The following is a 13204-nucleotide window of genomic DNA, read 5'->3' on the forward strand; positions in this document are numbered from 1 at the left end:
CTACGTCGATATTCCGTCGTGCGGGATGCGGACAGCCGGCCCGGCGGTCGCCTATGTTGGCGTTGTGCAGGGCGGGCGCTGCCCGCCCCAGGAAACTGTGGACGATGCCCGGGGGTGAACCCCTCACAGGCATCAGGTGGAGGAGGCGCTGTGAGCAGCGACCCGTGGGGCCGAGTCGACGAGACGGGCACCGTGTACGTGCGTACTTCCGAGGGCGAGAAGGTCGTCGGATCGTGGCAGGCGGGCACCCCCGAGGAGGCCCTGGCCTATTTCGAGCGCAAGTACGAGGGCCTGGTGGTCGAGATCGGCCTCCTCGAAAAGCGCGTGCGGACCACCGATCTGTCCGCCAAGGACGCGCAGACGGCGATCGACCACCTTCGCACGCAGGTCGAGGAGCACCACGCCGTGGGTGACCTCGACGCGCTGCGCGTCCGGCTGGACCAGCTGGTGGCGACCGTGGAGTCCCGGCGCGAGGAGCGCAAGGTCCAGAAGGCCAAGCAGACGGACGAGGCCCGTGCGGCCAAGGACGCCCTGGTCGTCGAGGCCGAGCAGCTGGCGCAGAGCGACCAGTGGCGCAGCGCCGGCGAGCGGCTGCGGGCCCTGGTCGACATCTGGAAGGGCCTGCCTCGGCTGGACCGCAAGTCGGACGACGAGCTGTGGCACCGCTTCTCGCACGCCCGGTCCGCCTTCTCCAAGCGCCGCAAGGCGCACTTCGCCTCGCTGGACGCGCAGCGCGAGGATGCCCGCAAGGTCAAGGAGAAGCTGGTCGCGGAGGCCGAGTCGCTGTCGAAGTCGACGGACTGGGGTCCGACGGCCGCCCGCTACCGCGAGCTGATGGCGGACTGGAAGGCGGCGGGCCGGGCCCAGCGCGAGTCCGAGGACGACCTGTGGAACCGCTTCCGCGGCGCCCAGGACGTGTTCTTCGCCGCGCGCAGCGAGGTGTTCGCCGAGCGCGACGCCGAGCAGCTGGAGAACCTGAAGCTGAAGGAGGAGCTGACCGTCGAGGCGGAGAAGCTCGTCCCGGTCACGGACCTGAAGGCGGCCCGCGCCGCGTTCCGCTCCCTCAACGAGCGCTGGGAGGCCATCGGCCACGTGCCGCGGGACGCCCGGCCGAAGGTCGAGGGCCGGATGCACGCCGTGGAGCGGGCGATCCAGGAGGCCGAAGAGGGCGAGTGGCGGCGTACGAACCCGGAGGCGCGGGCCCGTGCGGCCGGTCTGACGGGGCAGCTCCAGGCTGCGGTCGACAAGCTGCGGGGCCAGATCGACGTGGCGCGTGCGGCGGGCAACAACGCCAAGGCCGACAAGCTGGCCCGCGAGCTGGAGGGCCGCCAGGCCCTGCTGGACCAGGCGCTGAAGGGCCTTGAGGAGTTCGGCGGCTGATCACCGCGCCGACCCCGGTCACGGGAAGGGCCCCGGTACGGATCTCCGTACCGGGGCCCTTCCCGTGCGGGCGGGTGCGTGCGTGCGTGCGGGTGTGCGCTACGGCCTGCGGGCCGAGGTCACGCGGTAGACGTCATAGACGCCCTCCACGCCCCGTACGGCCTTCAGGACGTGCCCCAGGTGCTTCGGGTCGCCCATCTCGAAGGTGAACCGCGAGGTGGCCACCCGGTCGCGGGAGGTCTGCACGGCCGCGGACAGGATGTTCACGTGCTGGTCCGACAGGACGCGGGTGACGTCCGACAGCAGGCGGGACCGGTCCAGTGCCTCGACCTGGATGGCGACCAGGAAGACGGAGGACTGGGTGGGGGCCCACTCCACCTCCAGCATCCGCTCGGGCTGCTGGGAGAGGGAGTCGACGTTGACGCAGTCCGCGCGGTGAACCGATACGCCACTGCCCCGGGTGACGAAGCCGATGATCGGGTCGCCCGGCACGGGGGTGCAGCAGCGGGCCAGCTTGACCCAGACGTCCTCGACGCCCTTGACGACCACGCCGGGGTCGGCGTTGCCGCGCCGCTTGCTGCGGCCGCGGGCCGGCGGGATGGACTCCTCGATGTCCTCGTTGGCTGCGTCCTCGCCGCCGAGGGCCTGGACCAGCTTCTGCACGACGCCCTGCGCGGCCACGTGGCCCTCGCCGATGGCGGCGTACAGGGAGGAGATGTCGGGGTAGCGCATCTCGTGCGCGAGGGTGACGAGCGAGTCGCCGGTGAGGATGCGCTGGATCGGCAGGTTCTGCTTGCGCATGGCCCGCGCGATGGCGTCCTTGCCGTGCTCGATGGCCTCGTCGCGGCGCTCCTTGGAGAACCAGCCGCGGATCTTGTTGCGGGCGCGCGGGGACTTGACGAAGCCCAGCCAGTCACGGGAGGGACCGGCGCCCTCGGCCTTGGAGGTGAAGACCTCGACGAGGTCGCCGTTGTCGAGGGTGGACTCCAGGGGGACGAGGCGGCCGTTGACCCGGGCCCCTATGGTGCGGTGGCCGACCTCGGTGTGGACGGCGTACGCGAAGTCCACCGGGGTGGCTCCGGCGGGCAGCGCTATGACGTCGCCCTTGGGCGTGAAGACGAAGACCTCGTTGCGGGAGAGGTCGAAGCGCAGCGAGTCGAGGAACTCGCCCGGGTCCTCGGTCTCCTTCTGCCAGTCCAGCAGCTGGCGCAGCCAGGCCATGTCGTTGACGGTGTCCTGGCCGGCGCTGCCCTTGGCGGCCTGCGGGACGTCGGTGCGGACCTTGGAGGTGCCGGCGACGGTCTGCTGCTTGTACTTCCAGTGGGCGGCGATGCCGTACTCGGCGCGGCGGTGCATGTCGAAGGTGCGGATCTGCAGCTCGACGGGCTTGCCGCTGGGTCCGATGACCGTCGTGTGGAGCGACTGGTACATGTTGAACTTCGGCATCGCGATGTAGTCCTTGAACCGGCCGGGGACCGGGTTCCAGCGCGCGTGCACGGTGCCGAGGGCGGCGTAGCAGTCCCGGACGGTGTCGACGAGGACGCGGATGCCCACCAGGTCGTAGATCTCCGCGAAGTCGCGGCCGCGGACGATCATCTTCTGGTAGACGCTGTAGTAGTGCTTGGGGCGGCCGGTGACGGTGGCCTTGATGCGGGCCGCCCGCAGGTCGGTCTGCACCTCGTCGGTGACGATCGTGAGGTACTCGTCGCGCTTGGGCGCCCGCTCGGCCACCAGTCGCACGATCTCGTCGTACATCTTGGGGTAGAGGATCGCGAAGGCGAGGTCCTCCAGCTCCCACTTGATCGTGTTCATGCCGAGGCGGTGGGCCAGCGGCGCGTAGATCTCGAGGGTCTCGCGGGCCTTCTTCTCCTGCTTCTCCCGCTTCAGGTAGCGCATGGTCCGCATGTTGTGCAGCCGGTCGGCGAGCTTGATCACCAGGACGCGCGGGTCCTTGGCCATCGCGACGACCATCTTGCGGACGGTCTCGGCCTGCGCGGCCTCGCCGAACTTGACCCGGTCGAGCTTGGTGACTCCGTCGACGAGTAGGGCCACCGCGTCGCCGAAGTCACGGCGCAGGTCCTCCAGCCCGTACTCGGTGTCCTCGACGGTGTCGTGGAGCAGGCCCGCCATGAGCGTGGCCGGGTCCATGCCGAGCTCGGCGAGGATCGTGGTCACCGCGAGCGGGTGGGTGATGTACGGGTCGCCGCTCTTGCGCTTCTGGCCGCGGTGCCAGCGCTCGGCGACCTGGTAGGCCTGTTCGAGCTGGCGCAGGGTGGCCGTCTCGATCTTCGGGTCGTTGCTGCGGACGATGCGCAGCAACGGCTCCAGTACCGGGTTGTACGGGTTGGAACGCTGGACGCCGAGGCGGGCGAGCCGGGCGCGCACCCGGTTGGAGGAGCCGGCCGACTTCGCCGGCGCGGGCTTGACCGGCGGGGCCGGCCGGGCCGGTGGGGCCGGCGGGGGCGTGGCTGCGGGCGCCGCGGCCGGCTCGGCCTGCGGGTCGGGCTGCGCGGCGGAGATTGGCTGGGCCTCGTCTGGCAAGAGCGCTCCTCACGGGGGTCCCCCGGACGGAGTCTGGGGGTGGATCCGGTGCCCGTGTCCGGTCCGGATAACCCATCGTAGCGAGGGTTGCGTCACCTTGTTCTCCGTGGTTCCTCCTGGGCCCTGCAGCCGCATTCCCGCGCACCCGTCCCGGCCCGGCGGCGCAGTGGAAGGTGCAGCGCAAAGCGGCGGGCACCCGGGGTCTCCCGGATGCCCGCCGCTCGCCGTGCTGCAGGTCAGACCACGATCAGGGCGTCCAGCGGGGCGTCGCCCAGCGTGCCGGCCAGCTTGGCCCGGCCCGGCAGGAAGGACAGCTCCATCAGGACGGCCACTCCGGCGACCTCCGCGCCGGCCCGCCGGATCAGCTCCAGCGAGGCCCCGGCGGTGCCGCCGGTGGCCAGGACGTCGTCGATGACCATGACCCGGTCACCGGCCGACAGGTCCTCCGCGTGGACCTCGATCTCCGCGGAGCCGTACTCCAGCTCGTAGGACTGGGCCAGCGTCGCTCCCGGCAGCTTCCCGGCCTTGCGCACGGGTACGAAGCCGATCCCGGCCTGGACCGCGACCGGCGCCGCGAGGATGAACCCCCGCGCCTCCAGTCCGACGATCTTCGTCGCGCCGTACTGCCCGGCCAGCTCCACCAGCGCGTCCGTCAGGGCCGCGAAGGCCTTCGGGTCCGCCAGCAGCGGGGTGATGTCCTTGAACATCACGCCCGGCTTCGGGTAGTCGGCTACGTCCTTGATCCGGCTGAGCAGCAGCTCGCGTACGTCCTCGGACAGCGGCCCGGTCACCGGCGCCGCCCGGAACGGCCCGGGGAGACGACCTCGGGCTCGTCGCCGTCGGTACCGGACTCGTAGCCCTCGTCCAGGGACTCGCCCTTGGCCGCCGCGGAGGCCCGCTTCGCCAGGACGCGCTTCTTCAGCGCCTTCATCGCCGGCTCGCGCTCCTTCAGGTCCACGACCAGCGGGGTCGCGATGAAGATCGAGGAGTACGCACCGGCCGCGAGGCCGACGAACAGCGACAGCGAGATGTCGTTGAGCATGCCCGCGCCCAGGAAGCCGCCGCCGATGAACAGCAGGGCCCCGACCGGGAGCAGTGCGACGACCGTGGTGTTGATCGAGCGGACCAGGGTGCCGTTGATGCTGCGGTTGGCGATCTCGCTGTACGTGAAGCGGGTCTGCTTCGTGATGTCCTTCGAGCCCTCCTTCAGACCGTCGAAGACGACGACGGTGTCGTAGAGGGAGTAACCGAGGATCGTCAGCAGACCGATGACCGTGCCCGGCGTGACCTCGAAGCCGACGAGCGCGTACACGCCGACGGTGATGGTGAGGTCGTGGATCAGCGCGATCAGCGCCGCGACCGCCATCCGCCACTCGAAGGCGATGGCCAGGTAGATCACCACGAGGATCATGAAGACGCCGAGGCCGGTCCAGGCCTTGTTCGCGATCTGCTCGCCCCAGCTGGGGCCGACCAGGTCCGCGTTGATGTCCGCCTCGGTGACCTTCAGGTCGGTGGCGAGCTGCTTCTTCACGTCCGCGGCCGAGGCGGTGTCCAGACCGGAGATCTGGATCCGCAGGCCGCCGGTGCCGAGCTCCTGGACGATCGCGTCGTGGCCCGAGGCCTTCTCCGCGTCCTCGGTCGCCTTGGCGACGGAGACGGCCGTCTTCGGGGTGGTGAAGACGGCACCGCCCTTGAACTCGATGCCCATGTTGAGGCCCTGAACGGCCAGGGCCACGATCGCCGTGATGGTGATCAGGATGGAAACGCCGTACCAGAGAAAACGCTTGCCGACGAAGTCGTAGCCGACCTCACCGCGGTACAGCTTGGCGCCGAGATCTCCCAGCTTCGACATCTCTCACGCCTCCTTTGCGTCGACGGGGGCGGGGGCGGCACCGGCACGCCGGGACCGGCGCAGCGGCGGCTTGGCGCCGAGCCGCTTGGGGTCCAGCCCGGACCACGGGTGACCGCTGGAGAAGAACTTCGTACGCGCCAGCAGCGTCATGACGGGCTTGGTGAAGAGGAACACCACGACCACGTCGAGCAGGGTGGTCAGACCCAGCGTGAAGGCGAAGCCCTGCACCTTGCCGACGGTGACGATGAAGAGCACCGCGGCAGCCAGGAACGAGACGAAGTCGGAGACCAGGATGGTGCGCCGGGCACGCGGCCAGGCCCGCTCGACGGCCGGACGCAGGGTGCGGCCCTCGCGGATCTCGTCACGGATGCGTTCGAAGTACACGATGAACGAGTCCGCCGTGATGCCGATCGCGACGATCGCACCACAGACGGCGGGCAGGTTCAGCGCGAACCCGATGCCCTTGCCGAGCAGCGCCATGATCGTGTAGGTGAGGACCGCGGACACCAGGAGGCTGACGATCGCGATGAAGGCCAGACCGCGGTAGTACACCAGCAGGTAGATCACCACGAGGAGCAGGCCGATGGCACCGGCGATCAGGCCGGCCCGCAGCTGCTCACCGCCGAGGGCGGCCGTGACGGTGGTGACGCTGTCCTCCTGGAAGGACAGCGGCAGGGCGCCGTAGGAGAGCATGTTGCCCAGGTCCTGCGCGGACTGCTGGGTGAAGCCGCCGGAGATCTGGGCGTTGCCGCCCGTGATCGCGGTGCTGACGGACGGGTCGGAGACCACGTCGCCGTCGAGCACGATCGCGAACTGGTTCTGCGGCGGCTGCTTCGCGGAGAGCTCGCCGGTGACCTTCGCGAACGCGTCGGAGCCGCGGTCGTTGAAGTCCATCGTGACGATCCACTGACCCGTCTGCGGGTCGATGACGCCCTTGGCGCTCTTGACGTCCTTGCCCTCGACGGCGGCCGGACCGAGCACCCACTTGCCCCAGGCGGTCCCGCGCTGGCCACAGGCGAGCGTCGGCTCCTCGGGCTTGACGCCCTTGCCGACGGCGGTGCGCTGCGCCTCGTCGGTGCAGTCGAGCGCGGCGAACTTGGCCTGGAGGTCGGCGGCGGCGGCGTCACCCGAAGGGGTCGGCGCCGGGGTCTCGGCCTTGTCGTCTGCCTTCTTCGACTCGCTCGCCGAGGGCGAGGGAGAGGGGGCGTTCGGGGCCTTGAGGGCCTCACTGAGCGCGCGGCCCTGGGAAGTGGCGCTGGACGACGGGGTGGCCGAGGGGGAGGACTTGTTGCCGTCCTCCGCCTTCGGGGCACCGGAACCGCTCGCGGAGGGGCTCGGGCTCTGCGGGGCCTCGGGGGCGACCGGAGCGCCGTCGGCGAAGGCCAGGACCGGGCGGAAGTAGAGCTGGGCGGTCGTACCGACCTGCTCGCGCGCCTGCTTCTCGTTCATCCCCTTGGGGATGTTGACGATGATGTGGTCGTCGCCCTGCGTCTGGACCTCGGCCTCGGACACGCCGAGACCGTTGACACGGCGCTCGATGATGCCGACCGCGGTGTCCATGTTGGTCTTGTTGATCGCGTTCGGCTTGCCGGGCTCGCTCTTGGCCTTGAGCGTGATGCTCGTGCCGCCGGCGAGGTCGATGCCGAGCCGGGGAGTCGTCTGCTTGGAGATGAACATCCCCGCGGTGAGCGCCACCATCGCGATCAGGATGATCGCCAGGGCGCGCCCCGGCCTCCCCTGAGCCCCCGTGGGCCGCCGGCCCTTCTTCGGTGCTGCCACCTTGTCGTTTCTCCCTGTCCAACCGTCCCGCGCCGGGTCAGCGCGCGGACGGCCACGAAATGTGTGGTGGGGACCCCTGCCCCCCGCAGAAGTGTCACCGGCGAAGGACCGCGTCGGCCGCCGGTCAGGCGCCTTCGCGGTCCCGGCCGGGTCCTACTTGGAGCCGGTCCCGCCGTCGGCCTTGCCGTCCTTGGGCTCGTCACCGGGCTGGTCGCCGGTGGCGTCCGCGTCGGTGGCGTCCTTCTTGCCCAGGTCGAGCTTCGGGGCCTCGTCCTCGCCCTTGCCGAGCTCGGTCTTCGGCTCCTCGGTCAGGGAGGAGGCGTCGTCCGGGACGACCGGCGTGTCGCTGACGGCGTCGTCGCCGATGCCGTGGACGATGCGGTTGTACTCCGCGTCCTCAAGGACGGCGCCGATGGCGTTCTTCGCGTAGATGGCGTGGACGCCGGGGGCCACCTCAAGGGTGACGGTGTCGTCACCGACCTCCTTCACCGTGGCGTACATGCCGCCGATGGTGCGGACGCCGGTGCCGGGAGTCATGTGGTCGCGCATCTGCGCGGCCGCCTGCTGCTTCTTCTTCGCGGAACGGGTCATCAGGAACATCGCCCCGATGAGCACGATGAACGGGAGGAGTGTCACGAGATTCACGGGACGGAGATCCTTCGCACGACCGCACGGGAGACGGCCTTTTTCTACGGGGGTGGGCACGCCGACCCGAAGGGTCGGCATCGGCGGAGTCTAGGCGAGTCCGCACCGATGGAACAACGCCCAGCATGGCACCGCAGTTCCTGACCGGTCGAACCTCCGCGCCGTCACGCCCCGAACAAGCCCTGTTGTCGGCTTGATCCACTCCCGCCGTGCTGCGGCGGTACGAGGCCCAGGTGGGCCCATGCGGCGGGCGTCGCCACCCGCCCCCGGGGCGTCCGCGCGAGCAGGCCCTCGCGGACCAGGAAGGGCTCCGCGACCTCCTCGACGGTCTCCCGCTCCTCGCCGACGGCCACGGCGAGGGTCGACAGGCCGACGGGCCCGCCGCCGAACAGCTTGAGCAGGGCCTCCAGGACCGCCCGGTCGAGCCGGTCCAGCCCGCGCCCGTCCACCTCGTACACCTGGAGGGCGGTACCGGCCACCTCGCGGTTGATCACCCCGTCGGCCCTGACCTGGGCGTAGTCCCGGACCCGGCGCAGGAGCCGGTTGGCGATGCGGGGGGTGCCGCGGGAGCGTCCGGCGATCTCGGCGGCCCCGGCGGTGTCGATCTGCACGTCGAGGAGGCGGGCGGAGCGGTGGATGACGCGTTCCAGCTCCTCGGGGGCGTAGAACTCCATGTGCCCGGTGAAGCCGAAGCGGTCGCGCAGCGGCGGGGGCAGCAGTCCGGCCCTGGTGGTGGCCCCCACCAGCGTGAACGGCGGGAGCTCCAGCGGGATCGCGGTGGCCCCCGGACCTTTGCCGACGATCACGTCGACCCGGAAGTCCTCCATGGCCATGTAGAGCATCTCCTCGGCGGGCCGGGACATGCGGTGGATCTCGTCGAGGAAGAGGACCTCGCCCTCCTGGAGGGAGGAGAGGATGGCGGCGAGGTCGCCCGCGTGCTGGATCGCGGGGCCGGAGGTGATCCGGATGGGGGCGCCCATCTCCGCCGCGATGATCATCGACAGCGTGGTCTTGCCGAGGCCGGGCGCGCCGGAGAGCAGGACGTGGTCGGCGGTGGCGCCGCGCTGGCGGGCCGCCTTGAGGACGAGGTCCAGCTGCTGGCGGACCTTCTCCTGGCCGACGAACTCACCGAGGTCCTTGGGCCGCAGCGCCGCCTCGACGGCGGTGTCCTCCCCGTCTGCGGCGGCGGCGACGATGCGCGCCTCTTCCTCGGCAGTGGTCTCGTCGTCCCAGTTCACGGTGTCAGTCTGCCTTCTCGGTGTGGTGCGGGGTGCATCGTCGGGCCGGTCCGTCTCCCGGGCTCCGCCCGGCCGGTCAGCGGGCCCGGTTCAGGCTCTGGAGGGCGGCCCTCAGGAGCTGTGGCACGGGGGCGGAGCCGCCCGCGGCGATGGCGGCCTCGGCCTGCGGGGTGACGGCCGCCACCGCCTCGTCCGCCTCGCGGGAGGCGTAGCCGAGCCCGATCAGGGCCGCGGCGAGCTGTTCGGTCCACGGGGCCGGGCCGGTGGCGACCGCCCGCTGCGCGCCGACGAGGCCGCTCGCCCCCAGCGGGGCCCCCAGCTTGTCCTTGAGCTCCAGCAGCAGCTTCTGGGCGCCCTTCTTCCCGATGCCCGGCACGGCCGTCAGGGCCTTCTCGTCGCCGGTGGACACGGCGAGGCGCAGGGCGTCGGGGCTGTGCACCCCGAGCATGGCCTGGGCCAGGCGCGGTCCGACCCCGCTGGCGGTCTGGAGCAGTTCGAAGACCTGGCGCTCGTCGTCGTCGGCGAAGCCGTAGAGGGTCAGCGAGTCCTCGCGGACGACCAGGGAGGTGGCCAGCCGGGCCTGCTCGCCCATCCGCAGGCCGGAGATGGTGTTCGGCGTGCAGTGCACGGCCATGCCCACTCCCCCGACCTCGATCACGGCCAGGGTGGGGGCGAGCGCGGCGACCGCGCCGCTGACGAAGGCGATCATCGGGTACGGCCTTTCGAGGCGTGCAGGGCGACCGCCTGCTGGAGGCGGTTCTGGGCGGGGGCCCGCCAGATGTGGCAGATGGCGAGGGCCAGGGCGTCGGCGGCATCGGCGGGCTTGGGCGGTTCGGCCAGCCGCAGCAGGCGGGTCACCATGGCCCCGATCTGCGCCTTGTCGGCCCGGCCGCTGCCGGTGACGGCGGCCTTGACCTCGCTGGGGGTGTGCAGGGCGACGGGCAGGCCGCGCCGGGCGGCGCACAGCATGGCGACGGCGCTGGCCTGGGCGGTGCCCATCACGGTGCTGACGTTGTGCTGGCTGAACACCCGCTCCACCGCGACCACTTCGGGCCGGTAGGTGTCGAGCCACTCCTCGATGCCCTGCTCGATGGCGACGAGCCGGTGACCCAGCTCGGCGTCCGCGGGGGTCCGTACGACTCCCACGCCGATCATGGTCAGGGGACGGCCCGCGACTCCCTCGACGACGCCGACGCCGCACCGCGTCAGCCCCGGGTCCACGCCGAGCACGCGCACCGGGCCACCCCCTGTCCATCGATCACCTGTCCGTGTCCGTGCAGGCTATCGGGCCCCACTGACAAAGCGACGGGCCGACAGGGTGTGTCCTGTCGGCCCGTCGCAGGCGGCAGCCGTCGGCCGCGGCGCGTCAGGCGTCGACCTTCTCCATGACCTCGTCCGAGACGTCGAAGTTGGCGAAGACGTTCTGCACGTCGTCGCTGTCCTCCAGCGCGTCGATCAGCTTGAAGATCTTGCGGGCGCCCTCTTCGTCCAGCTCGACCTGCATGGTCGGCAGGAAGTTGGAGTCGGCCGAGTCGTAGTCGATGCCCGCCTGCTGGAGCGCGGTGCGGACCGCGACCATGTCGGTGGCCTCGCTGATGATCTCGAAGCTCTCGCCGAGGTCGTTGACCTCTTCGGCACCCGCGTCGAGGACCGTCTCCAGGACGTCGTCCTCGGAGAGCTCGCCCTTGGGCAGGAGCACGACGCCCTTGCGGTTGAACAGGTACGAGACCGAGCCCGGGTCGGCCATGGAGCCGCCGTTGCGGGTCATGGCGACGCGGACGTCGGAGGCGGCGCGGTTGCGGTTGTCGGTGAGGCACTCGATGAGCACCGCGACGCCGTTCGGGCCGTAGCCTTCGTACATGATCGTCTCGTAGTCGGCGCCGCCGGCCTCGAGGCCGCCGCCGCGCTTGACCGCGGAGTCGATGTTCTTGTTCGGGACCGAGCTCTTCTTGGCCTTCTGGATGGCGTCGAAGAGGGTCGGGTTGCCGTCGATGTCGGCGCCGCCCATACGGGCCGCGACCTCGATGTTCTTGATCAGCTTCGCGAAGAGCTTGCCGCGCTTGGCGTCAACCACGGCCTTCTTGTGCTTCGTCGTAGCCCATTTAGAGTGGCCGGACATCTGCCTGTCTCCTTCGCGTCACCAACAGTGTTCGCCTCAGATCCTACCGGGACGCCGTTACAGCCCCGCGCGCACCATGTCGACGAAGTACGCGTGCACCCGGACGTCGCCGGTCAGCTCGGGGTGGAACGAGGTCGCCAGGACGTTGCCCTGGCGCACGGCGACCGTGTGGCCGTCGTACGTGGCGAGCACCTCGGCGGACGCACCGACGGACTCGACCCACGGGGCGCGGATGAAGACGCCCTCGACGGGGCCGCCCTCGATGCCCGCGAAGTCGACCTTCGCCTCGAAGGACTCGTTCTGGCGCCCGAAGGCGTTGCGGCGGACGATCATGTCGATGCCGCCGAGCGTCTCCTGGTCCTCACGGCCGTCCAGGAGCTTGTCGGCGAGCATGATCATGCCGGCGCAGGTTCCGTACACGGGCAGGCCGGAGGCCAGGCGCTCGCGCAGCGGCTCCAGCATGCCGAACAGCACGGCGAGCTTCGACATGGTCGTCGACTCGCCGCCGGGGATCACCAGGGCGTCGACCTCGGCGAGCTCCTCGGGGCGCCGGACCGGCCTGGCCACGGCGTCCGCCGCGGCCAGGGCGATCAGGTGCTCCCGTACGTCGCCCTGGAGGGCCAGGACACCGATCACGGGGGTGGTCATGGTCCGACTACCAGCCGCGGTTGGCGTAGCGCTCGGCCTCGGGCAGCGTGTCGCAGTTGATGCCGACCATGGCCTCGCCCAGGTTGCGGGAGGCGTCCGCGATGATCTTCGGGTCGTCGTAGAAGGTGGTGGCCTTCACGATGGCGGCGGCGCGCTTGGCCGGGTCACCGGACTTGAAGATGCCGGAGCCGACGAAGACGCCCTCGGCGCCGAGCTGGCGCATCAGCGCGGCGTCGGCGGGGGTGGCGACGCCACCGGCGGAGAACAGCACGACCGGGAGCTTGCCGAGCTCGGCAACTTCCTTGACGAGCTCGTACGGGGCGCGCAGCTCCTTGGCGGCGGCGAACAGCTCGTTGTTGTCGTAGCCGCGCAGGCGGGCGATCTCGTTCTTGATCTGGCGCAGGTGGCGGACGGCCTCGACGACGTTGCCGGTGCCGGCCTCGCCCTTGGAGCGGATCATGGCCGCGCCCTCGGCGATGCGGCGCAGGGCCTCGCCCAGGTTGGTGGCGCCACAGACGAAGGGGGTGGTGAACGCCCACTTGTCGGAGTGGTTGACCTCGTCGGCCGGGGTCAGGACCTCGGACTCGTCGATGTAGTCGACGCCGAGGGACTGCAGGACCTGCGCCTCGACGAAGTGGCCGATGCGGGACTTGGCCATGACCGGGATCGAGACGGCCTCGATGATCTCTTCGATCATGTTCGGGTCCGACATGCGGGCGACCCCGCCGTCCTTGCGGATGTCGGCCGGAACCCGCTCCAGGGCCATGACGGCCACGGCGCCTGCGTCCTCGGCGATCTTCGCCTGCTCGGCGTTGACCACGTCCATGATCACGCCGCCCTTGAGCTGCTCGGCCATGCCGCGCTTGACGCGCGAGGTGCCGATGGCCGACTCAGCGGACTGGGGGGAGGTGGGAAGCGTGCTCACGGATGACCTCACTCGAAAGGAAGACGGGTTCTACTCGCCGAGGAAACCCCACCGACCAGTCCACAGCAAGGGCCAAT

At 70.7% G+C, this 13204-nt stretch carries 12 protein-coding genes; 1 reads left to right on the forward strand and 11 read right to left on the reverse strand.

The annotated features are described in order from the left end of the window. The first annotated feature begins 150 nt into the window (after positions 1–150). On the forward strand, positions 151–1380 hold the full coding sequence (locus IO30_RS0116200; RefSeq protein WP_031143596.1) for a DUF349 domain-containing protein: 1230 nt from the start codon (positions 151–153) through the stop codon (positions 1378–1380). A 99-nt stretch (positions 1381–1479) separates the two neighbouring features. Here the strand turns inward: IO30_RS0116200 and IO30_RS0116205 are convergent, their stop codons facing one another. The 11 genes from IO30_RS0116205 to pdxS form a co-directional block, all read right to left on the reverse strand. Next, on the reverse strand, positions 1480–3921 hold the full coding sequence (locus IO30_RS0116205; RefSeq protein WP_031143598.1) for a RelA/SpoT family protein: 2442 nt from the start codon (positions 3919–3921) through the stop codon (positions 1480–1482). 236 nt (positions 3922–4157) lie between these two features. Beyond that, positions 4158–4712 (reverse strand): adenine phosphoribosyltransferase, encoded by a 555-nt coding sequence (locus tag IO30_RS0116210; protein WP_031143600.1) that lies wholly within the window; start codon positions 4710–4712, stop codon positions 4158–4160. Beyond that, the gene (gene secF / locus IO30_RS0116215; RefSeq protein ID WP_031143602.1) at positions 4709–5773 is read right to left on the reverse strand and encodes a protein translocase subunit SecF; all 1065 of its coding nucleotides are present in this window, start codon (positions 5771–5773) and stop codon (positions 4709–4711) included. The genes IO30_RS0116210 and secF overlap by 4 nt, the downstream gene beginning before the upstream one ends. Positions 5774–5776: 3 nt before the next feature. Further along, on the reverse strand, positions 5777–7552 hold the full coding sequence (secD, locus tag IO30_RS0116220) for a protein translocase subunit SecD (protein WP_031143604.1): 1776 nt from the start codon (positions 7550–7552) through the stop codon (positions 5777–5779). Between the two features lie 153 nt (positions 7553–7705). Next, positions 7706–8197 (reverse strand): preprotein translocase subunit YajC, encoded by a 492-nt coding sequence (gene yajC / locus IO30_RS0116225; protein WP_031143606.1) that lies wholly within the window; start codon positions 8195–8197, stop codon positions 7706–7708. Positions 8198–8361: 164 nt separating this feature from the next. After that, positions 8362–9435, reverse strand: coding sequence for a Holliday junction branch migration DNA helicase RuvB (gene ruvB, locus IO30_RS0116230; RefSeq protein WP_031143608.1), 1074 nt, complete (start codon positions 9433–9435; stop codon positions 8362–8364). A 76-nt stretch (positions 9436–9511) separates the two neighbouring features. Then, positions 9512–10144 (reverse strand): Holliday junction branch migration protein RuvA, encoded by a 633-nt coding sequence (ruvA, locus tag IO30_RS0116235; protein WP_031143610.1) that lies wholly within the window; start codon positions 10142–10144, stop codon positions 9512–9514. Further along, positions 10141–10671, reverse strand: coding sequence for a crossover junction endodeoxyribonuclease RuvC (ruvC, locus tag IO30_RS0116240; RefSeq protein WP_031143612.1), 531 nt, complete (start codon positions 10669–10671; stop codon positions 10141–10143). Before ruvC ends, ruvA begins: the two co-directional genes overlap by 4 nt. A 130-nt stretch (positions 10672–10801) precedes the next feature. Beyond that, positions 10802–11554 carry a YebC/PmpR family DNA-binding transcriptional regulator gene (locus IO30_RS0116245; RefSeq protein ID WP_031143614.1) on the reverse strand — a complete coding sequence of 251 codons (753 nt, stop codon included), beginning with the start codon at positions 11552–11554 and terminating at the stop codon, positions 10802–10804. A 57-nt stretch (positions 11555–11611) separates the two neighbouring features. Then, complete coding sequence (gene pdxT, locus IO30_RS0116250) at positions 11612–12202, reverse strand: pyridoxal 5'-phosphate synthase glutaminase subunit PdxT (protein ID WP_031143616.1); 591 nt, start codon at positions 12200–12202, stop codon at positions 11612–11614. Between the two features lie 7 nt (positions 12203–12209). Next, positions 12210–13127 carry a pyridoxal 5'-phosphate synthase lyase subunit PdxS gene (gene pdxS / locus IO30_RS0116255; RefSeq protein ID WP_030706266.1) on the reverse strand — a complete coding sequence of 306 codons (918 nt, stop codon included), beginning with the start codon at positions 13125–13127 and terminating at the stop codon, positions 12210–12212. Positions 13128–13204 lie beyond the last annotated feature (77 nt).

Origin of the sequence: Streptomyces xanthophaeus, assembly GCF_000725805.1 — a bacterium.
Taxonomy (GTDB): Bacteria; Actinomycetota; Actinomycetes; order Streptomycetales; family Streptomycetaceae; genus Streptomyces; species Streptomyces xanthophaeus.

What these genes read in the sequence shown, in the direction of transcription:
- IO30_RS0116245 (WP_031143614.1), bottom strand. Translation starts at nt 11,554, where the DNA reads ATGTCCGGCCACTCTAAATGGGCTACGACGAAGCACAAGAAGGCCGTG.
- secF (WP_031143602.1), bottom strand. Translation starts at nt 5,773, where the DNA reads ATGTCGAAGCTGGGAGATCTCGGCGCCAAGCTGTACCGCGGTGAGGTC.
- pdxT (WP_031143616.1), bottom strand. Translation starts at nt 12,202, where the DNA reads ATGACCACCCCCGTGATCGGTGTCCTGGCCCTCCAGGGCGACGTACGG.
- ruvA (WP_031143610.1), bottom strand. Translation starts at nt 10,144, where the DNA reads ATGATCGCCTTCGTCAGCGGCGCGGTCGCCGCGCTCGCCCCCACCCTG.